Origin of the sequence: Pseudomonas sp. MSSRFD41 (assembly GCF_014230245.1) — a bacterium.
Classification (GTDB): Bacteria; Pseudomonadota; Gammaproteobacteria; order Pseudomonadales; family Pseudomonadaceae; genus Aquipseudomonas; species Aquipseudomonas piscis.
Genome location: NZ_JACKZK010000015.1, coordinates 120305 through 139047 on the forward strand (window position 1 = coordinate 120305; position 18743 = coordinate 139047).

Genomic DNA, 18743 nt, shown 5'->3' on the forward strand with positions numbered 1-18743 from the left:
ATCCGCTTCAGCGGGTGATTTTCAACGCCTGCCGCTCGCCGTGCCGTTGCAAGGCCAGCTCGATCAGCCGGCTGACCAGTTCGCTGTAGCTCATGCCCGCGGCCTGCCACAGCTTGGGATACATGCTGATGCGCGTGAACCCCGGCAAGGAGTTGATCTCGTTGATCAACACCTGGCCACTGTCGGTGAGAAACACATCGACCCGCGCCAGCCCGGAACAACCCAACACCTGGAAGGCCTCGATGGCCAGGGCGCGAATCCGCTCGCTGGCTTCATGGCCGATGGCCGCCGGCACCACCACCTGGGCCGCCTGCTCGTCGATGTACTTGCTGTCATAGGAGTAGAAACCGCTGCCGACCACGATCTCGCCACAGCCACTGGCGATGGGCTGGTCGTTGCCCAGTACCGCGCACTCGATCTCCCGGCCACGCACCGCCGACTCCACCAGCACCTTGTGGTCGAACCCCAGGGCCAGCTCTACCGCGGCCTGGTACTGGGCCTCGTCCTCGACCTTGCTCACCCCCACCGACGAGCCCTGGTTGGCCGGCTTGACGAACAACGGCAGGCCAAGCGCCGCCCGGACCTGGGCAAAGTCATGGCGCCCCCGGTTGGCACGGGTCAGGGTGACGAAGGGCGTCACCGCAAGGCCGGCATCGCGCAACAGGCGCTTGCTGATGTCCTTGTCCATGCACACCGCCGAGCCCAGCACGTCGGAGCCGACGAAGGGCAAGTCGGCCATGCGCAACAGGCCCTGCAGGCAACCGTCTTCGCCCAGGGTGCCGTGGACGATGGGGAAGATCACATCGACATGTCCCAACAGCTCCCGGCCGGAGGTCTCCACCAGTTGCCCGCTGGCCTTGCCCGGCACCACCGCCAGCTCGCGGTTGGACTGGTTGAGGGCGATCAGCGCCGGGTTCTCCTGGTTGATCAGGAAGTTCGAGGTGTCGTTGAGGTGCCAGTGGCCCTGCTTGTCGATACCGATCAGCACCGGTTCGAAACGCGAGCGGTCCAGGGCATCGACGATGTTGCGTGCCGATTGCAGCGACACTTCATGCTCGGCCGAACGGCCACCAAAGATAATCCCGACCCGCAGCTTGCTCATGAATGGCTTCCGTCTTGAAAGAAGATTCCCGGCCTCAGCTCGGGCTGTAGCGCAGGTGGATCAGCGCCACCCGCTCCTGTTGCTTGTCCCTGCGTTCCTCGATGGCGTAGGGCACGAACCCCAGCTTCGGATAGAACAACAACCCTGCCACATTGCTGTTGAAGCAGGACAGGGTCACATCGCTGGCCTGGTGCCGGCTGCGGGCCAGATAGATCATCTGCCCGATCAATTGCGCACCCAGCCCGACGCCGCGCACATCCGGATCGACGATCACGTTGCCGATGGAGCAGGGGCCACCCTGCTCCCAGCGATAGAAATTGGCGAACCCCACTACCCGCCCCTCACGCTCGATCACCGTGGAGTCGCTGCGCCGGGCGATGGCGTCGCGCAACTGTTCAGGGGTCAAGGGCCAGGTGGCGGCGGGAAAAAAGAAGAACAGCTCCTGGGCATTGCGCACAAAGCTGCAGATACGCGGGATATCGGCGTCCACTGCCGGGCGGAAGGTCACTGCCATGTTCGGTCTCCTGCGGGACGTAGCGTCCTGGTCGAGGTTCGCGTCATGGGGCCCAAACGCTGCCGCATGAGCCTGTAGCGAGGAGGTGGAAACTACTCCACTCATTGCGCCCAGGCAACCACCGAGCGGGCCGCCAGCTATGCTCAATTAACGGGCTGCCACGTCGTGGGAGGGCAATCATGCAAGGCTACCTGGTGACCTTCTTCACCCAGCAGAACCGGCGTTACCACGGCCGGATGCTCGGCGACTGGATCATCGACCTGGCCCGTGAAATGGGCTTGCAGGGCGCCACCCTTTCCAGCGCCGTCGAAGGATTCGGCCATTCCCGGCAACTGCATTCGGTGCATTTTTTCGACCTGGCCGACCAGCCCCTGGAAATCCGCCTGGCCATCGGCGAAGCAGAGGCCCGGCAACTGTTCGAACGCCTGGCCCGGGAAGACTTCGCGCTGTTCTACACCAAGGTCCCCATCGAGTTCGGCCACCTGGGCCTGCAGGCATTACTCGACAGCGCGTGATGGACCGGGCAAGACAGCCGGTACGGCCTCGGGTTAACGTGCCGGCTTCAGCTACCTGCTCCTGGATTGCCCCATGGCCGGACCGATCATCACCGACTGGGTTCACCGCGCACCGCCCGCCCAGGGCCTGGAGCGCATCGAGGCCTACTTCGCTGGCCATGGCTACGACATGCATCGCCACGACACCTACGCCATCGGCCGCACCCTGCACGGGGTACAGAGCTTCCAGTACCGCGGCGGCTGGCGCCATAGCCTGCCGGGCGGAACCATGGTCCTGCACCCCGACGAAGCCCACGATGGCGAGGCCGGGACCCAGGATGGCTTTCACTACCGCATGCTGTACATCGAGCCGGCGTTGATCCAGCAGATCCTCGGCGGCCAGCCCCTGCCCTTCATCGCAGGCGGCCTGTCCGCCGACCCACGCCTGTTCGCCGCCCCCCAGGCACTGCTGCGCAATGTCCAGAGCCCCCTGGACCCACTGGAGCAACAAGACGCCCTGTTCGACCTGGCCCATGCGCTCAACCGGGTATCCGGGGTCGCGGCGCCCCGGCAGCGCTTCGACTACCAGGCCGCCGAACGCGCCCGGGAATACATCCACAGTGCCCTGGACCGCCCCCTGACCCTCGACGAGCTGGCCACCCACAGCCAGCGCGATCGCTGGAGCCTGTCCCGGGATTTTCGCCTGCTGTTCGGCACCAGCCCCTATCGTTACCTGAGCATGCGTCGCCTGGACCTGGTACGGGCGCTGCTGGTGCAGGGCCAGCCCCTGGCCAGCGCGGCGCTGGCTGCCGGCTTCGCCGACCAGAGCCACATGACCCGCCAGTTCCGCCAGGCCTATGGCCTGCCGCCGGCACGCTGGCTGAAGATGCTCGGTCGCTGAGCCACGCACAATCGTTCAAGAATCCACAGCCGGTGGTCGCCTACCCTGGGCGCTCATTCACCAACGATATGGAGTCCCCATGGACAATCCCGCCGGCAGCACCGCGCAACGCCCCTACCAGAGCATCAACTTCGCCCAGAAGCTCGGCCTGTTCAGCGAACAGTGGACCCCCAAGGTGATCGCCGAGATGAACGACTACCAGTTCAAGATCTCCAGGCTGCAAGGCGAATTCGTCTGGCACTCCCACGCCGAGACCGACGAAACCTTCATCGTCCTCGACGGCCTGCTGCACATCGACTTCCGTGACGGCCGGGTGTCCATCGCCAGCGGCGAGATGTTCGTCGTGCCCCGGGGCGTGGAGCACAAGCCCTGGTCGGAACAGGAGGTCAAGCTGCTGCTGATCGAACCCCGTGGCGTACTCAATACCGGTGACCAGGGCGGCGCACGCACCGCCTTGAACGACGTCTGGATCTGACCCAGCCCGACAGCCGGCCAGGGGAATCAATGCCGTGCTGTCGGAGTCAGAGCTGCGGTAGGCCGGCGATCGACTAGCCTTGAACGTTTGCCGGAGCGACGAAAAACCTGCGCCGCTCCTCAAACCACAGGTAAAGTGACGTTCCTGTTCTTTTCCGTGCGATGGCGCGATTGCAGGGACCGCAACCTGGTCCCGGTGCTCGATGACGCCCATGGCGCATCCACCTACCGCAGCGCCTCCCGGACCCCTGAATGCCCCAACCGCATCAAGACACTGCCGTTCCCCCCCTGCTCCAGGACCTGCGCGCCGGCACCGCGACCCTGCACCTGGCCCTGGAACAACGCTTGCCCTTTTTCTCCGAACAACTAGATGCAGCCTGGTACCAACGCCTGATCCAGGCCTACTACGGGTTCTACCGGCCCCTGGAGGCGGCCCTGGAGCAAGGCGGGCTGATTCCGGCCGGTTATGAGCCGCAACTGCGGCGCAAGACTCCAGCGCTGCACGGCGACTTGCTGGCCCTGGGCCTGAGCCAGGCCGAGATCGACCACCTGCCACGCTGCCCGGCGCTGCCCCGACTGGACACTCCGGGTGCCTGCGTGGGCACGCTCTACGTGCTGGAAGGCGCGACCCTGGGCGGGCAGATCCTGCGCCGCGAAATGGCCCGGCGCCTGGCGCTGGATGCCGGCAACGGCGGGGCCTTCCTCGACGTCTACGGCGCCCTCACCGGCCGGCGCTGGAAGGATTTCCTCGGCTACCTGGGCCGCATGCCCAGCCACACCAGCGCCCGCCGGCAAGTGGTCGGCGCCGCGCAATCCACATTTGCCTGTTTCGAGCACTGGCTCGACAACCGCGAGGTGCTGCTATGACCCCCCAGGATTCCCAGGCCTTCGAGCAGTTGCTGGCCAATTGCGCCAACGAACCCATCCGCTCCCCGGGCGCGATCCAGCCCCATGGCGTCCTGCTGACCCTGGACGAGCCAGGGCTGCGCATCCGCCAGGTCAGCGCCAACGTCGAGACCCTGCTGGGCCAGCGCGCCGAGCAGGTCCTCGAACAGCCACTGGACAGCCTCCTGGGCACCGAACACACCCAGAGCCTTGGCCAGCTGCTGCAACTGGAGCGCTTGCTCGATGCCCCGCCGCTGTACCTGGAGCTCCATGGCAGGCGCTTCGAAGCCTTGCTGCACCGGCACCAGGGCGTACTGATCCTGGAACTGGAACTGCAGCTCGACCAGCCCCAGCCCCCGGAACTCAAGCCGCGCACCGACACCCTCGGGCGCCTGCTGCGCCGCCTGCAGACCGCCAAGACCCTGCAGGAGCTGTACGCCATCAGCGTCAGCGAGATCCAGGCCATGACCGGCTACGACCGGGTGCTGATCTATCGCTTCGAAGAAGAGGGCCATGGCCAGGTGATCGCCGAGGCCACGCGGCCGACCATGGAAGTGTTCAACGGCCTGTTCTTCCCCGCCTCGGACATTCCCCAACAGGCCCGCGAGCTGTACCGCAGCAACTGGCTGCGGATCATCCCCGATGCCGACTACCAACCGGTGCCGCTGGTGCCGACCTTGCGCCCGGACAACGGCCAGGCCCTGGACCTGAGCTTCGCCACCCTGCGCAGCGTGTCGCCGATCCACTGCCAGTACATGAAGAACATGGGCGTGCTGTCGTCCATGAGCATCTCCTTGCTCAAGGACGATCAGCTCTGGGGCCTGATCAGTTGCGGCAACCGCCAGCCACTGCTGGTCCCCCACGAGTTGCGCATCGCCTGCCAGACCATCGGCCAGGTACTGTCATTGCAAATCAGCGCCATGGAAGCCCTGGAGGCCAGCCGCCAGCGCGAGGAAAAGCTCGCCACCCTGGCCAGCCTCAACCAGGCCATGGCACTCGCATGCGGCAGCGTGTTCGAGGGCCTGGCCCAGGAGCCCGGGCAATTGCTGGAACTGACCCGGGCCAGCGGCGTGGCGATCATCGAGGATCGCCAGTTGCACTGCTTCGGCAACTGCCCGGGGGAAGCCGAAATCCGCGCCCTGCACCACTGGTTGCAAGAATCCGGGCAGCCGGTATTCGCCACTCACCACCTGGCCAGCGTCTACCCGCCGGCGGCCAGTTATCAACAGGTGGCCAGCGGTGTCCTGGCCATGAGCCTGCCCAAGCCTGTGGATAACGGCGTGCTGTGGTTCCGGCCCGAGGTGAAGGAAAACATCAACTGGAGCGGCAATCCGCAAAAGCCCCTGGACCTGGAGAACTCCGACGCCGGCCTGCGCCTGCGACCGCGCACTTCGTTCGAGATCTGGAAGGTGGAAATGGCCGGGATCTCCAACAAGTGGAGCCACGGCGACCGCTTCGCCGCCAACGACCTGCGCCGCTCGGCCCTGGAGCACGACCTGGCGCGCCAGGTGCTACGCGAACAACAGGCAGTGCGCGCCCGGGACGAGCTGGTGGCGGTGGTGTCCCACGACCTGCGCAACCCCATGACCGTGATCTCCATGCTCTGCGGCATGATGCAGAAGGCCTTCAGCTCCGACGGCCCGCACACCTCGCGGCGCATCTCCTCGGCCATCGACACCATGCAACAGGCCGCCAGCCGCATGAACATCCTGCTGGAGGACCTGCTGGACACCTCGAAGATCGAGGCCGGGCGCTACCGCATCGCTCCCCAGCCGCTGGATGTCGCGCAGATCTTCGAAGAAGCCTATTCGCTGCTGGCGCCCCTGGCCCTGGACAAGTCCATCGATATCAGTTTCCACGCCGAACCGGACCTGACCATCCACGCCGACCCCGAGCGGCTGTTCCAGGTGCTGTCGAACCTGGTGGGCAACGCCATCAAGTTCACCCCCAAGCAAGGCAAAGTCGGGGTGGTGGCGATGTCCGACGGCGAGCAGATCGTATTCAGCGTCCGCGACTCGGGGGAAGGCATCCCCGCCGACCAGCTGCCGTTCATCTTCGACCGCTACTGGACCATGAAGGAAGGCAACCCCAATGGCACCGGCCTGGGGCTGTACATCACCCAGGGTATCGTCCAGGCCCACGGCGGCACGATCCGGGCCTACAGCGAGGTGGGCAAGGGCAGCGAGTTCCGTTTCAGCGTGCCCCGGGCCTGACCCTCATTCGGCGCCGTGGGCCACCAGCCAGTCATGGAACAGCTGGCCACTGGCCGACAGGCGCCGGTTACGCAGGTGCACCAGGAAATCCGCCTGGCCGGTATGGAAGGCCCAGTCGCCCACCCGCAGCAACTCGCCCTGGGCCACCCCGTCGCGGGCCATGAAATCCCAGCCCAGGCCCACCCCCAGCCCCTGCTGCACGGCGCTGAACATCAAGGTCAGCTGATTGAAGCCCAAGGCCCCCGGCGGCGCGCTGTAGTCCAGGCCGAAGTGACGGAACCAGTCCCGCCAGTCGATGCAGTTCCAGGCCGAGGCGTCCAGCTGGATCAGCGGCAAGGCCGCCAATTGTCCAAGCTCGCTGACCAGCGGCAACTCCAGGCGCCGGCTGGCGATGGGATAGACGATCTCGGCGAACAGCGGCGTGGCCGCCAGGGACGACCAGTGCCCCGGCCCGTAGAGAATGCCGAAGTCATGCTCGGCCACGCTGGACTCGTCCATGTCGTTGTTGGCGTGGATGCTCACGGTGATCCCCGGATGCTGCTTGTTGAATGCCAGCAAGCGCGGGAACAGCCAGAACTGCGCCACCGCATGGGTGCATTGCACGGTGATGGTGTTGGCATCGCGTCCGGCCCGCAGGCGCGTGACGCTGCGCAGCAAGGCTTCGAGCTGGGTGCTGACCTGGGCGAACAGCGCCGCGCCGCTGGCGGTGAGCTTCACCCCCCGGGCCTGGCGCTCGAACAGCTCGGTCTTGAGCGACAGCTCCAGGCTGCGGATCTGCTTGCTCACCGCGCTCTGGGTCAGGCACAGCTCGGTGGCGGCCCGGGTGAAGCTGGCGTTGCGGCCCACCGCTTCGAAGGTCACCAGGGTTTCCAGTGGCGGCAAGTGCCGGGCGAAGCGACTCATCAGGTATTCCCCAGGAGAATAGGTAGGTGCCTATATATCCTTTGTCCATCCGGTCAGCAATGACTAGCCTGCGCACCTTGATGAATCGTTGCGAGTGTGTGCATGAAACGCGGAGTTGCTTATGCGGTCCTGGCCGGTTCGGTCTGGGGTCTGGCCATTGTGGTGCCCAGCCTGTTGCCGGAGTTCAGCCCGCTGATGCTCAGCTGTGCCCGCTTCACCCTGTATGGCGCATTCTCCCTGATCCTGGCTGCGCCCCAGGCACGCGAGCTGCTGCAGCGCTTGACCTGGAACGACGCACTGCTGCTGGTGAAGCTGGCACTGACCGGCAACCTGATCTATTTCATGCTGCTGGCCAGCGCCATCCAGTGGGCCGGGGTGGCCAGTACCGCGCTGATCGTCGGCCTCTTGCCCCTGACCATCACCCTGGCCGGGCGCGGGGATGCCGACGCGGTGCCGTTGCGGCGCCTGCGCTGGCCGCTGTTGCTGGTGTTCGGCGGGATCTGCTGCATCAACCTCGACACCCTGCTCACCGCCCAGGGCGATTCGCCGGAGCTGGGCCAGCGGGCCCTGGGCCTGCTGTGTGCCTTCGGTGCGCTGCTGTGCTGGACCTGGTTCGCCAAGGACAACGCTCGCTATCTCAAGCGCAGCCGCTTCGACAGCGGCCAGTGGTCGAGCCTGTGGGGCATCACCACCGGCCTGATGAGCGCCTTGGTCTGGCTGCTGGCCCAGGGCCTGGAGTGGCCGGGCACGCGGAGCGACGCCAGCGACCAGCGCTGGATGCTGTTCTGGGGCCTGAGCCTGTGCAGCGCGGTGCTCGGCTCGTGGTTCGGCAATCGCATGTGGAATGCCTCGACCCGGCGCCTGCCACTGACCCTGAGCGGCCAGTTGATCGTGTTCGAGACCCTGTTCGCCCTGCTCTACGGCTTCATCTGCCTGCAGCACCTGCCGAGCTTGTTGCAAGCCAGCGCGGCGTTGTCGTTGCTGGCCGGCGTGCTCTGGGCGGTGCGCCGGCACCTGCCCCAGGCTCACTAAGGGCCTCAGCCCGAGGCCGCAGAACAACCCGGCAGCGCCACCGGGGAGCGGGGCAGGCGCAGGGCCAGCAAGGCGCCCAATAACGCCAACAGGGCACTGGCGGCGGTGGCCAGCTCAATGCCCTGGGCCTGATTGCCCACCGGGCCCAGGGTGTTGGCCAGGGACACCAGCAAGGCCAGGCCCAGGGCGCCGCCGATCTGCTGGCTGGTGGAGGCCACGCCCGCCGCCACGCCCTGCTCGGTCGCGGCAATGCCCTGCCCCGCCGAGATCCACATGGTGTTCCAGGTCATGCCCTGGCCGATGCTCATGATCACGATCCCCGGTAACAGGCCGACAAAACCGCTGCTGCCCGGTAGCGCCAGGTAGATCATGCCGATGCCCAGGGCCCCGGCCAGCAAGCCGCAGACCAGGACCGCCCGCAGGCTGGCGCGCCGCAGCGCCCGCTCGCCCAGCCAGATGCCCAGGGTGCAGAGCACCGTCGAGGGCAGGAAGGCCAGGCCGCAGTGCAACACACTGAACTGGTAGACCTGCTGGAAGTACAGGCTGAGGAAGTAGTACTGCACGCCGAAGCTGCTCATGAACAACGCGGTGATCAGCATCGCCATGCGCAGTTGTGGATAACCCAGCAGGCGCAGGGGCATCAACGGGTCGCGCCCGAGGTGCTCGATGCGCAGGAACCACCCGAGCAAGGCCAGCGCCAGCAGCAGGCAGGCCAGGGTCGCCGGCGCGGCCCAGCCCCACTCCGGCCCCTGGACGATGGCGAACACCAGCAAGCTGCCCCCCAGGGTCACGCTCAAGGCGCCCGGCAGGTCGAACTGGCGCCCGCGCTGGCGTGGCGGATCGGCGGGAATCCAGCGCCGGGCCAGCCATGCACACGCACCGGCCAAGGGCACGTTGACCAGGAACACCGCCGCCCAGCCCCAGTACTGGGTCAGCACGCCCCCCAGCAGCGCCCCCAGGGCCAACCCCGCCGCCGACGCCGCACTCCACACCGCGAAGGCACGGTTACGCGCCGGGCCTTCGGCGTAGTAGGTATTGATCAAGGCCAGGGTCGCGGGGAACAGCATCGCGCCCCCCACGCCCTGCACCGCTCGCGCCAGCACCAGCAACAAGGCGCTGCCCCCCAGGCCCCCGGCCAGGGACGCCAGGGCATAGAGCCCCTGGCCGACGATGTAGAAACGCCGCTTGCCCAACAGGTCCGCCGCCCGGCCGCCCAGCAGCAGGAAGCCGCCGAAGGTCACGCTGTAGGCACTGACCACCCATTGCAGTTGCTGGGCGGAAAAGCCCAGGCGCTGGCCGATCTCCGGCAAGGCAACGAAGACGATGGTGGCGTCCAGGGCAATGATCAGTTGGGCCGTGGCCAGCAACGGCAGCATCCAGCTCGACGGCTTGGCTAGTGGGTTCGCGGACATCGCGGGACTCCTCGGATGAAATGGCGGCGGCCAGTTTCATCGATGCGTTTTAAATGATAAACAAGCCATTCTTTCTTTCAGTAATGACTTTAATCATGGATCTGAACGCCCTGCGCCTGCTGGTCCGAGTGGCCGAAACCCGCAGCTTCACCCGCGCCGCCGGGGACCTGGGGCTGACCCAGTCCGGCCTGTCCCGGGCCATCTCGCGCCTGGAGCAACAGTTGGGCGTGCGCCTGCTGCAACGCAACACCCGCAGCGTCAGCCTGACCCCGGACGGCCAGATGCTGGTAGAGCGTGCCGGGCCGCTGCTGGCGGAACTGGTCCAGACCGAGAGCCTGCTGTTGGAACGCCGCGACTCACCCACCGGCGTGCTGAAGATCAGCACACCCTCACTGTTCGGACGCAAAGTGGTGATGCCGGTGATCGGCGGCCTGACCGAGCGTTATCCGGCCTTGAGCATCGAGGCGGTGATGACCGACCGGATCGTGGATATCGTCGACGAAGGCTTCGATGCCGTGCTGCGCACCGGAACCATCCAGGACCAGCGCCTGATCGCCCGCCCCCTGGCGCCGCTGCGCTGGGTCACGGTGGCGGCGCCGGCCTACCTGGAACGCCACGGCACGCCTCGGGACCTGGCCGAGTTGCAGCGTCACAACTGCCTGACCGTGCGCAACCTGCGCAGCGGCCGGCTGGTTGAATGGCAATTCATGGACCAGGGCAAGCCCCTGGACCTGGCGGTCACGGGACGTTTGATCTTCGATATCGGCGACGCCCTGGTGGACGCCGTGCTGGGTGGTTTCGGCATCGCCCAACTGATGGAGTTCGCCGTGCGCAAGGCCCTGGACGACGGGCGCCTGCGGCCCATTCTCCAGGCATACGACGGGCGCAGCCGCGAGCTGTCGCTGGTCTACCCGCCCTCGCGCCAGTGCTCGGCAAAACTCACCACGTTCGCCGCGGCCCTGGGCCAGGTGAGCTGGTAAGGCACGTCAGCCCTCACCCGGCGCATCCTGGGTCACACTGAGCAAGCGCGGCTGGGCGATCCGCAGGTAGTCCTCGGTGGCCAGCACCATGGACGCATCCAGGCGCCCGGCATTGAAGGCGATTTGTTCATAGCGCGAGGTCAGCTGCGGATCGACGATCAACGCGATCCGTGGATCGAAGCTCAGCGGTGGAATGGCTCCGATCACGCAGCCCGTCAGTTCCCGGGCCAACTCCGGCGCCACGAGCTGGGCTTTCTTGCCTCCCAGGGCCGCGCCGACTTTCTTCATGTCCAGTTTCTGGTCCCCGGACAGGATCACCAGGGCGTAGGCATCGCCACCGCCCTTGAGGCCGCACAGCATGGCCTTGGCCCCCTGGCCCGGCTCGGTGTCGCGAATCTCGGCGACCCGCGCCGACTGCCCTTCGGCCGGATGCTCGATCACCCGGTAACGGGCCTGGCGACTGTCCAACAGCGCCACCAGGCGTTGGAACACCTCGTGCATGCAACCTCCTGTTCAGGCCTCGCCGGCCAAGGGCAACTGGCGCCCGTCGATACCCTGGCCAATGGTCAGGAAATGCCCACCGGCCACATGGTGCAAGGTGCGCAGCCGGTCATGGCCGTCGAAATGCCAACGCCCCTCGCTGAACACCCGCGAGTCGGCCTGGGCGGCAATCACTTCGCCGAGGAACAAATCGTATTGCTGGTGGTTGTGGGGCTCGGGCAGCAACCGGCACTCCAGCCAGGCCACGCAACCTTCCAGCAACGGCGCGGCAAGGGCCTGGCCGGCGAAGGTGGCCAGGCCGTAGGCGCTGAATTTGTCGCGACCGCCCTGGTGCAGTTCCAGCCCGGAGCTGTTGCCCAGGCTCTGGGTGATGTCGACCTGCTCCACGCAGGGCACGTTGAGCACGAAGCTGCCGGAGGCCTCCAGCAGTTGCCGGGTCCAGGTGGTCTTGTCGAGCACCACCGCGACCTTCGGCGGTTGGAAATCCAGGGGCATGGCCCAGGCGGCGGCCATGAGGTTGCGCTGCCCTTCATGGGCGGCGCTGACCAGCACGGTGGGACCGTGATTGAGCAGACGATAGGCCTTGTCCAGGGGGACCGAACGACGAAATGCGGGCATGGCAGGCTCCTGAAAAAAAGCGATTGTAGCGCCACTCCCTGGCGGTGCAGATGGGTCGATTGGAAGGATTTCCTGGATTATCCGTCCAGCGCTCGGCGGCTTATCCACAATGCCCCGGAGACTAGACTCATCCTTCATTTCACTACTTGAAGGATGCGCACCATGGCTGACCATTCCCTGAACGACAAAGTCGTGCTGATCGCCGGCGGCGTGAAGAACCTCGGCGGCCTGATCGCTCGTGACCTCGCCCGCCACGGCGCCCGGGCCGTGGCCGTGCACTACAACAGCGATGCCAGCGCCGCCGATGCCCGGACGACCCTGGCCGCCCTCCAGGAGCTGGGAGTCGAGGCCCAGGCCTGGCAGGCCGACCTGACCCGCGCCGGTGCCGTGGAGCGCCTGTTCGACGAGGTCAAGGCACGCTTCGGCAAGATCGATATCGCCATCAACACCGTGGGCAAGGTGCTGAAGAAACCCATCGTCGAGATCAGTGAAGAGGAGTACGACCAGATGTTCGCGGTCAATGCCAAGAGCGCATTCTTCTTCATCAAGGAGGCCGGCAAGCACCTGGAGGACAATGGCAAATTGGTGACCCTGGTGACTTCGTTGCTGGGTGCGTTCACGCCGTTCTATGCCGCCTATGGCGGCGCCAAGGCGCCGGTGGAGCACTTCACCCGGGCGGCGGCCAAGGAGTTCGGCGCCCGGGGCATATCGGTCACTGCCGTGGGTCCGGGGCCGATGGACACGCCGTTCTTCTACCCGGCCGAAGGCGCCGATGCCGTTGCCTATCACAAGAGCGCCGCGGCGCTGTCGCCGTCGAGCAAGACCGGCCTGACCGACATCGAGGACGTGGTGCCCTTCATCCGCCACCTGGTGACCGAGGGCTGGTGGATCACCGGCCAGACCTTACTGATCAACGGCGGCTACACCACCAAGTAATCCTCGCGTCCAAGGGGTACATTGGCCTGCCGGACCGGCGCCACGGTCCATTCCCCCCAGGCATGCCCGCGAACCAGGACAGTTGCGACGATGGATAAACTTGAGCAGTACCGGGTGTTCATCCAGGTGGCCGACATGGGCAGCTTCATCAAGGCCGCCCATGTCCTGGAGTTGCCCAGGGCCACGGTGTCCTCGGCGGTGCAGCAGTTGGAGACCGGCCTCGGCACAAGGCTGCTGCACCGTACCACCCGCCAGGTGCAACTGACCGCCGACGGCGCCATCCTGCTAGAGCGGGCACGGCGCCTGCTGGCCGACGCGGCGGAGCTCAACCAGCTGTTCCAGCATCGCCAGGTGGATGTCAGCGGTCGCCTGAACATCGATGTGCCCAGCCGCATCGCCCGGCGCCTGATCGTGCCCGCCCTGCCGCAGTGGCTGGCTCAATACCCCGGCTTGCAACTGGCCCTGGGCGCTTGCGATCGCAGCATCGACCTGGTGCAGGAAGGCGTCGATTGCGCGATCCGCGTCGGCAGCCTGGCCGACAGCAGCCTGGTCGCCCGTCCCCTGGGCCAGCTGGGGTTGATCAACTGCGCCAGCCCCGCCTACCTCGCCGCCCATGGTGAACCCCACGGCCCCCAGGACCTGCAGCACGGCCAGTGGATGATCGGTTATGCCTCACCGGACACCGGTCGCGAGCAACCCTGGGAATACCTGCTCGAAGGCCGCGAGCACCTGATGAGCCTGCCCAGCCGGGTGATCGTCAACAACGTGGAAAACTACATCGCCTGCTGCCGCCAGGGGCTGGGCCTGATCCAGGTACCGCGCTTCGATGTACAGCACCTGCTGGACCGTGGCGAGCTGGTGCAAGTGCTGCACGGGCTACCAGTGGCACCGATGGATATCTGCGCGCTGTATCCCGACCGGCGCCATCGCTCGCGCCGCCTCAATGTGTTCATCGAATGGTTCGCCGAGCTGATTCGCCCGCACCTGGAGCCATGAGCGCCAGGCTTGCCCGAGGGCGGCGAATCATGAGATGAAAGCGCCCCCAGAGGAAGGAGGTACCCGGACCATGGCACACCTGCGGATCGCTGCTCCACAGCTCGACGACCTGGACGACCTGCTGGCCTTCGAAGAGCAGAACCGCGCGTTCTTCGAAGCCTCGATCAACGCCAGGCCGCCCGGCTACTACTGCCGCGAGGGCGTCGCCGAGGCGATCGTCCAGGCGCGGCAAGAAGCCGAGGCGGACCGTGGCTACCAGTTCCTGATTCGCCAGGACGGCTTGCTGGTGGGGCGGGTCAACTTGCACCGGGTGCAGCGGCCCTACTTCAATTGCGCCGAGCTGGGTTATCGGGTGGGTGAACGCTTCATCGGGCGCGGGATCGCCAGGGCGGCGGTCGCCCAGGTACTGCAACGGGCGTTCGGCGAGCTGGGCCTGAGCCGCCTCGAGGCCAACGCCCGGCCAGAGAACATCGGTTCGGTACGCGTACTCGAAGCGTCCGGCTTTTCCCGCTACGGCCATTCACGCCGCAGCTTCCAGTTGCACGGGCAGTGGTTCGATCGCTTGCACTACGAATGTCACTCTCCGCAGCTGGGCTGACCTGGCAAGCGCCCGCCACACGGACGAGCGCCCCTGGCGAAAGGCGACTCAGGTCGACAACTGGTTGGCGAACTGCCCCACCGCGCTGACCACCTTCTGGGCACCGTCCTGGATCTCGACGATCACCGTGCCCGCTTCCGCCGCCAGGGCCAGGCCCTGCTCGGCCCGTTGCTTGCCCTCGACCATCAGCTCCACCGCGGCACGGGCCATGTCCTGGTTCTGGCGCACCACGCCGACGATCTCGTCGGTAGCGTTGCTGGTGCGCGAAGCCAGCTGCCGGACTTCGTCGGCCACCACCGCGAACCCTCGGCCCTGCTCACCGGCCCGCGCCGCCTCGATGGCGGCGTTGAGCGCCAGCAGGTTGGTCTGCTCGGCGATGCCGCTGATGGTCTTGACGATGCTGGCGATCACCAGGGATTGCTCGCTCAGGGCCTCGATACCGTTACCGGCATCCTGCATGTGCTTGGCCAGCTCCTGCATCACCGTCACCGCCTCGGTGACCACCGCGGTGCCGCGCTGGGCGCTGCTGTCGGTTTGCAACGAGGTGTTGTAGGCGATGCTCGCTGCCTCGGCCACCGCCAGTTCCTGGTTCACCTGGTCGGTGATCACGGTGGCGAACTTCACCACCTTGTAGAGTTTGTTGTTGGCGTCCATCACCGGGTTGTAGGAGGCCTCCAGCCAGACCACCCGGCCATGGGCGTCGACTCGCTTGAAGCGCTCGGCGATGAACTCACCGGAGTTCAAGCGCCGCCAGAACTCCTGGTAGGCCGGGCTGTTGTACTCCTCGGGCTCGCAGAAGATGCGGTGATGCTTGCCCTGGATCTGCGCCAGGCTGTAGCCCATGCTCGACAGGAAACGCTCGTTGGCGCTCAGGACGTTGCCGTTGAGGTCGAACTCGATCACTGCGGTGGAACGCACCAGGGCGCCGATCAGGTTCTCGTGCTCGCGGGATGCCTCGATGGTGCGGGTCAGGTCGCTGGAGAAAATCGCGAAGTACTTGATCCGTCCCTCGGAATCGCGCACTGGCTGGGAGATAGAACGCAACCAGGCTTCCTGGCCATTGCCGCGCAGCAGGCGCACGGCTCCGGCAAAGTGTTCGCCCCGGGTCAGGGTGTTCTTGAAGCGCAGATGGAATTCATCCTGCTTGACGTGGGCCGGGACGATGTCTTCCAGAGGACGTCCCACCAGGTCGCCGCTCTTGTAGAGCATCTCCTGGGCGAAGTTGTGATTGACCGATTGAATCCGTCCATCGGCGTCCAAGGTGATCACGAGCATCTCGCTTTCAAGGCTTTCCTTCACTTGCTGAAGGCTCGACAGTTCTTCTCGAAGAGTCGCCAACTCTTGCTTAAAGCGTTTATTGAACATGGGGATGCACCGGGGGGACTGAAAAATAGGCTGCGTTGAGCCTAACATCGGCCCTGAAATACATTTCTTAATAGCCGCCTGAAGTTGTCCGACAAAAATAATTCAATGGGCGCCCGGGCCCCATAAAACGGGGCTTTAGCCGGGGATTGTGCGTCCCCCGGCAACGGGTATAGTGCGATCTCGCGAAATTCACTGGCGATCAACGGAGTTGGATCATGGATGCATCACGCAAGGCTCTTTTCCTCCAGGCGGCCGAACGGGTCGGCCACAGTTTCGAAGGCGAGATGCGCATTGGCGGCAACTACGTGCCGGCGGTACAGAACGGCGACGAAGTCTATGTCAGCGGGCAGATCCCACGGGTCGACAACAGGGTGATGGTGGTAGGCCGGGTCGGCGCCGAAACCTCACTGGAGCAGGGCCAGCACGCCGCGCGGATCTGTACCTTGCGGGCCCTGGCCATCCTCGAGCAGATGCTCGGCGACCTTGGGCGGATCAAGCGCATCCTGCGGCTCAACGTCTACGTCCAGAGCGCGGCGGACTTCACCCAGCAAAGCGAAGTGGCGGACGGCGCTTCGGACATTCTCTATTCGGTATTCGCCGAGGCCGGCGTGCACACCAGGACTTCGGTGGGGGTCTACCAGTTGCCGAAGAACGCTGCGGTGGAGATCGACATGATCGTCGCCCTGCATCCCGGATCGCACCAGGACTGAAGGGCAGCACGCTGGCCGGGCAACCACTTCGGACCCGACCAGCGCAGCGGCAGGCGGGCAGTGGCCATCCATGGATCAACTGCCATTATTACGGCACTGGCCCATGATCTGGTACTCGATGGTCATGAGCTGGCCCGTGGAGTCCTCATAGGTCATGCGCGAAGGCACCACCTCGCAGGACTTGATCGGCGGGGTGATGCTGACCACCTTGGCGATGTCCAGCTTCATGCCATAGCGATAGCTCTGTACCACTGGCGCGGCCTTGCCCTGCTTCGTCGCGTAGCTCGCCATGGCCTTCTCGTTTTGCTCCATGGCCCGGGCAAAAGTGCGATCGCCGCCACCTTCGGCCAACGCCAGGGAAGAGATGGCGAACAGCATCGCGGCGATGCTCAAGTTGAGTGGTTTCATGACAATCTCCTCGTTCGGTTGACAGCTACGAGGATAAAAAACCGACCCTGTCAGAATGATCGCGTGTGCATTACTTATCTGTAAGGCGCCTCTCCGGCCTCCGGCGAGTCTCAGGCAACGCTCGGCCCAGCAGGGCTACAGCTCATCCGGGCGATCTCTCGCTCCCTCCTTTCTTGCGCAATTGTAATGGTCGGGTCACCCCGTCGTTATCTGCGGTTTGCAACTATCGACAACGGCTCCGGGCACGACGATGCCCCGGCGGCCAAACCAATAAGAACGCCTGCGGCGATATAAAAACCGATAGCTGCATACTCAGGAGCGCCCTCCCATGCGTATCAACCCTCTTCTGTCCCTGTCCGCACTCACGGCGGCACTGGGGCTCGGTCCTATGGCGGCGGTAGCTGCCGAGGAACGTCCCGAAGGCTTTATCGAAGGCAGCCAGCTCAACCTGCTGCTGCGCAACTTCTATTTCAATCGTGATGACCGCAAGGGCCAGTCCAGCCCCACCGGCAATGGCTATTCCGAAGCCTGGACCCAAAGCCTGATCGGCAAGTTCGAATCGGGCTTCACCCAGGGCACCGTGGGTTTCGGTCTCGATGCCTTCGTCATGCACGCTTTCAAGCTCGACTCCGGAACAGGACGCAGTGGTGGCAAGGGATCGTTCGGCATGTTGCCGGTGAACGGCCGGAACGAACCGGCCGACAGCTATGGCAAGGCGGGGGGGGCCGTGAAACTGCGGGCCCTGGACACCGTGGTCAAGGTCGGCGACGTGTTCCCGGCAACCCCGGTGTTGCAATACGGCGACTCCCGGGCACTGCCCCAGAGCTTTCGTGGCTTCACCCTGGAAAACACCAGCCTCGACGACCTGAAACTGCAGGCCGGGCGCATGCATGGCGTGGGCTCTACCAACCAGAGCAGCCTGCGCGAGGGGTTCGTCACTTTCTACAAGGGCAAGGTGGACTCTCCCTGGGTCGGCTACTTCGGTGGCGACTACCAGGTCAATCCCAACCTCGGTATCAGCCTCTACGGCAGCCGCCTCAAGGAAGTCTGGGACCAGCGCTACTTAGGCCTCTCGGGCAAGTACCCGCTGTCCCGGGACCTCACGTTGCTGGGCGCCTTCAACTACTACAACGTGGTGGACGAAGGCCGCAAGGAGCTGGGCGAGCTGAACAACAACATCTGGAGCGCCAAGGTCGGCGCCACCTTCGGTGCCCACACCCTGGCCTTGTCCCACCAACGCAACAACGGCAACAACCCCTTCGACTACCTGCGCCAGTCGGACTCGATCGTCCTCGACCACTCGATCCAGTACAGCGACTTCAACGCGCCCAAGGAACGCTCGTGGATGGTGCGCTATGACCTGGACATGCAGACCCTGGGCGTCCCCGGCCTGAGCTTCATGGCCCGCTATGGACGCGGCCGGGGCGCCGACTATAGCCAGGCCAACGCGCAGTACATGCAACGCGACTCGGCAGGCGCTCCACTGACCGGCCAGCGTCGCTGGGAACGCGACATCGAAGCCAAGTATGTGTTCCAGAGCGGGCAGCTCAAGGATCTGTCGCTGCGTATCCGCCAGGCTACCGTCCGCTCCAGCCGGTTCGAGTCGGACCTGGAGGAATTCCGGCTGATCGTCGAATACCCCCTGGCACTGCTCTGATGGCCCTGGCCGGGCAGGTCGCAGCCTGCCCGGTGTTAAAACTT

20 protein-coding genes and 1 pseudogene are annotated in these 18743 nt (G+C 65.4%); 12 read left to right on the forward strand and 9 right to left on the reverse strand.

Translation table 11 applies throughout. The features are described from left to right. Positions 1-7: 7 nt before the first annotated feature. Together ddlA and H7A76_RS21655 are read right to left on the reverse strand one after the other, a co-directional pair. On the reverse strand, positions 8-1102 hold the full coding sequence (gene ddlA, locus H7A76_RS21650) for a D-alanine--D-alanine ligase (RefSeq protein ID WP_185700384.1): 1095 nt from the start codon (positions 1100-1102) through the stop codon (positions 8-10). Between the two features lie 34 nt (positions 1103-1136). Next, complete coding sequence (locus H7A76_RS21655) at positions 1137-1616, reverse strand: GNAT family N-acetyltransferase (RefSeq protein ID WP_185700385.1); 480 nt, start codon at positions 1614-1616, stop codon at positions 1137-1139. 179 nt (positions 1617-1795) lie between these two features. Between H7A76_RS21655 and H7A76_RS21660 the strand changes: the two genes are divergently transcribed. From H7A76_RS21660 to H7A76_RS21680, 5 genes are all read left to right on the forward strand, one after another. Continuing rightward, positions 1796-2131: a DUF190 domain-containing protein gene (locus H7A76_RS21660; protein WP_185700386.1), complete on the forward strand. Its 336-nt coding sequence runs from the start codon at positions 1796-1798 to the stop codon at positions 2129-2131. A gap of 73 nt (positions 2132-2204) precedes the next feature. After that, complete coding sequence (locus H7A76_RS21665) at positions 2205-3011, forward strand: AraC family transcriptional regulator (RefSeq protein WP_185700387.1); 807 nt, start codon at positions 2205-2207, stop codon at positions 3009-3011. Positions 3012-3090: 79 nt separating this feature from the next. Continuing rightward, complete coding sequence (locus H7A76_RS21670; RefSeq protein WP_185700388.1) at positions 3091-3486, forward strand: cupin domain-containing protein; 396 nt, start codon at positions 3091-3093, stop codon at positions 3484-3486. Between the two features lie 251 nt (positions 3487-3737). Further along, positions 3738-4352 (forward strand): biliverdin-producing heme oxygenase, encoded by a 615-nt coding sequence (locus tag H7A76_RS21675; protein WP_185700389.1) that lies wholly within the window; start codon positions 3738-3740, stop codon positions 4350-4352. Next, entirely contained in the window at positions 4349-6583 is a 2235-nt protein-coding gene (locus H7A76_RS21680; RefSeq protein ID WP_185700390.1) for an ATP-binding protein, read from the forward strand. Before H7A76_RS21675 ends, H7A76_RS21680 begins: the two co-directional genes overlap by 4 nt. Positions 6584-6586: 3 nt before the next feature. On the opposite strand, the gene H7A76_RS21685 is transcribed toward H7A76_RS21680, so the two are convergent. After that, positions 6587-7486, reverse strand: coding sequence for a LysR substrate-binding domain-containing protein (locus tag H7A76_RS21685; RefSeq protein ID WP_185700391.1), 900 nt, complete (start codon positions 7484-7486; stop codon positions 6587-6589). A 102-nt stretch (positions 7487-7588) separates the two neighbouring features. Between H7A76_RS21685 and H7A76_RS21690 the strand changes: the two genes are divergently transcribed. After that, positions 7589-8518: a DMT family transporter gene (locus H7A76_RS21690; RefSeq protein WP_185700392.1), complete on the forward strand. Its 930-nt coding sequence runs from the start codon at positions 7589-7591 to the stop codon at positions 8516-8518. A gap of 5 nt (positions 8519-8523) precedes the next feature. Here H7A76_RS21690 and H7A76_RS21695 read toward each other — a convergent pair whose 3' ends face one another. Then, complete coding sequence (locus H7A76_RS21695; RefSeq protein WP_185700393.1) at positions 8524-9930, reverse strand: MFS transporter; 1407 nt, start codon at positions 9928-9930, stop codon at positions 8524-8526. A 95-nt stretch (positions 9931-10025) separates the two neighbouring features. On the opposite strand from H7A76_RS21695, the gene H7A76_RS21700 reads away from it, so the two are divergent. Beyond that, positions 10026-10910, forward strand: a complete 885-nt coding sequence (locus H7A76_RS21700) for a LysR family transcriptional regulator (RefSeq protein WP_185700394.1) — start codon at positions 10026-10028, stop codon at positions 10908-10910. Between the two features lie 6 nt (positions 10911-10916). Here H7A76_RS21700 and H7A76_RS21705 read toward each other — a convergent pair whose 3' ends face one another. After that, positions 10917-11411 (reverse strand): YbaK/prolyl-tRNA synthetase associated domain-containing protein, encoded by a 495-nt coding sequence (locus H7A76_RS21705; protein WP_185700395.1) that lies wholly within the window; start codon positions 11409-11411, stop codon positions 10917-10919. Positions 11412-11423: 12 nt separating this feature from the next. After that, positions 11424-12029, reverse strand: a complete 606-nt coding sequence (locus tag H7A76_RS21710) for a flavin reductase family protein (RefSeq protein WP_185700396.1) — start codon at positions 12027-12029, stop codon at positions 11424-11426. A gap of 162 nt (positions 12030-12191) precedes the next feature. On the opposite strand from H7A76_RS21710, the gene H7A76_RS21715 reads away from it, so the two are divergent. The 3 genes from H7A76_RS21715 to H7A76_RS21725 all read left to right on the forward strand — a co-directional run bounded on the left by H7A76_RS21715 (position 12192) and on the right by H7A76_RS21725 (position 14559). Beyond that, positions 12192-12965, forward strand: a complete 774-nt coding sequence (locus H7A76_RS21715; RefSeq protein ID WP_185700397.1) for an SDR family oxidoreductase — start codon at positions 12192-12194, stop codon at positions 12963-12965. Positions 12966-13055: 90 nt separating this feature from the next. After that, the gene (locus H7A76_RS21720) at positions 13056-13961 is read left to right on the forward strand and encodes a LysR family transcriptional regulator (protein ID WP_185700398.1); all 906 of its coding nucleotides are present in this window, start codon (positions 13056-13058) and stop codon (positions 13959-13961) included. Between the two features lie 70 nt (positions 13962-14031). Beyond that, the gene (locus H7A76_RS21725; RefSeq protein WP_185700399.1) at positions 14032-14559 is read left to right on the forward strand and encodes a GNAT family N-acetyltransferase; all 528 of its coding nucleotides are present in this window, start codon (positions 14032-14034) and stop codon (positions 14557-14559) included. A 48-nt stretch (positions 14560-14607) separates the two neighbouring features. Here H7A76_RS21725 and H7A76_RS32860 read toward each other — a convergent pair whose 3' ends face one another. Both H7A76_RS32860 and H7A76_RS32865 read right to left on the reverse strand, forming a co-directional pair. After that, positions 14608-15213 carry a methyl-accepting chemotaxis protein gene (locus H7A76_RS32860; protein ID WP_409519201.1) on the reverse strand — a complete coding sequence of 202 codons (606 nt, stop codon included), beginning with the start codon at positions 15211-15213 and terminating at the stop codon, positions 14608-14610. Continuing rightward, positions 15202-15972, reverse strand: a pseudogene (locus tag H7A76_RS32865) (PAS domain-containing protein); the annotation flags it as partial. The gene H7A76_RS32860 and the pseudogene H7A76_RS32865, both read right to left, overlap by 12 nt. Before the next feature lie 167 nt (positions 15973-16139). On the opposite strand from H7A76_RS32865, the gene H7A76_RS21735 reads away from it, so the two are divergent. Next, positions 16140-16634: a RidA family protein gene (locus H7A76_RS21735; RefSeq protein WP_185700401.1), complete on the forward strand. Its 495-nt coding sequence runs from the start codon at positions 16140-16142 to the stop codon at positions 16632-16634. A gap of 75 nt (positions 16635-16709) precedes the next feature. Here the strand turns inward: H7A76_RS21735 and H7A76_RS21740 are convergent, their stop codons facing one another. Next, positions 16710-17042, reverse strand: a complete 333-nt coding sequence (locus H7A76_RS21740) for a DUF2790 domain-containing protein (RefSeq protein WP_185700402.1) — start codon at positions 17040-17042, stop codon at positions 16710-16712. Positions 17043-17370: 328 nt separating this feature from the next. Between H7A76_RS21740 and H7A76_RS21745 the strand changes: the two genes are divergently transcribed. Further along, positions 17371-18699: an OprD family porin gene (locus H7A76_RS21745; protein WP_185700403.1), complete on the forward strand. Its 1329-nt coding sequence runs from the start codon at positions 17371-17373 to the stop codon at positions 18697-18699. The last annotated feature ends 44 nt before the right edge of the window (positions 18700-18743 follow it).

Excerpts from the sequence above, each read along its gene's own strand:
- H7A76_RS21725 (WP_185700399.1), top strand. The coding sequence starts at position 14,032 with ATGGCACACCTGCGGATCGCTGCTCCACAGCTCGACGACCTGGACGAC.
- H7A76_RS21655 (WP_185700385.1), bottom strand. The coding sequence starts at position 1,616 with ATGGCAGTGACCTTCCGCCCGGCAGTGGACGCCGATATCCCGCGTATC.
- H7A76_RS21735 (WP_185700401.1), top strand. The coding sequence starts at position 16,140 with ATGGATGCATCACGCAAGGCTCTTTTCCTCCAGGCGGCCGAACGGGTC.
- H7A76_RS21740 (WP_185700402.1), bottom strand. The coding sequence starts at position 17,042 with ATGAAACCACTCAACTTGAGCATCGCCGCGATGCTGTTCGCCATCTCT.
- H7A76_RS21680 (WP_185700390.1), top strand. The coding sequence starts at position 4,349 with ATGACCCCCCAGGATTCCCAGGCCTTCGAGCAGTTGCTGGCCAATTGC.
- H7A76_RS21660 (WP_185700386.1), top strand. The coding sequence starts at position 1,796 with ATGCAAGGCTACCTGGTGACCTTCTTCACCCAGCAGAACCGGCGTTAC.
- H7A76_RS21720 (WP_185700398.1), top strand. The coding sequence starts at position 13,056 with ATGGATAAACTTGAGCAGTACCGGGTGTTCATCCAGGTGGCCGACATG.
- H7A76_RS32860 (WP_409519201.1), bottom strand. The coding sequence starts at position 15,213 with ATGGACGCCAACAACAAACTCTACAAGGTGGTGAAGTTCGCCACCGTG.
- H7A76_RS21745 (WP_185700403.1), top strand. The coding sequence starts at position 17,371 with ATGCGTATCAACCCTCTTCTGTCCCTGTCCGCACTCACGGCGGCACTG.
- H7A76_RS21715 (WP_185700397.1), top strand. The coding sequence starts at position 12,192 with ATGGCTGACCATTCCCTGAACGACAAAGTCGTGCTGATCGCCGGCGGC.
- H7A76_RS21700 (WP_185700394.1), top strand. The coding sequence starts at position 10,026 with ATGGATCTGAACGCCCTGCGCCTGCTGGTCCGAGTGGCCGAAACCCGC.
- H7A76_RS21675 (WP_185700389.1), top strand. The coding sequence starts at position 3,738 with ATGCCCCAACCGCATCAAGACACTGCCGTTCCCCCCCTGCTCCAGGAC.
- H7A76_RS21685 (WP_185700391.1), bottom strand. The coding sequence starts at position 7,486 with ATGAGTCGCTTCGCCCGGCACTTGCCGCCACTGGAAACCCTGGTGACC.
- H7A76_RS21670 (WP_185700388.1), top strand. The coding sequence starts at position 3,091 with ATGGACAATCCCGCCGGCAGCACCGCGCAACGCCCCTACCAGAGCATC.
- H7A76_RS21690 (WP_185700392.1), top strand. The coding sequence starts at position 7,589 with ATGAAACGCGGAGTTGCTTATGCGGTCCTGGCCGGTTCGGTCTGGGGT.
- ddlA (WP_185700384.1), bottom strand. The coding sequence starts at position 1,102 with ATGAGCAAGCTGCGGGTCGGGATTATCTTTGGTGGCCGTTCGGCCGAG.
- H7A76_RS21665 (WP_185700387.1), top strand. The coding sequence starts at position 2,205 with ATGGCCGGACCGATCATCACCGACTGGGTTCACCGCGCACCGCCCGCC.
- H7A76_RS21705 (WP_185700395.1), bottom strand. The coding sequence starts at position 11,411 with ATGCACGAGGTGTTCCAACGCCTGGTGGCGCTGTTGGACAGTCGCCAG.
- H7A76_RS21695 (WP_185700393.1), bottom strand. The coding sequence starts at position 9,930 with ATGTCCGCGAACCCACTAGCCAAGCCGTCGAGCTGGATGCTGCCGTTG.
- H7A76_RS21710 (WP_185700396.1), bottom strand. The coding sequence starts at position 12,029 with ATGCCCGCATTTCGTCGTTCGGTCCCCCTGGACAAGGCCTATCGTCTG.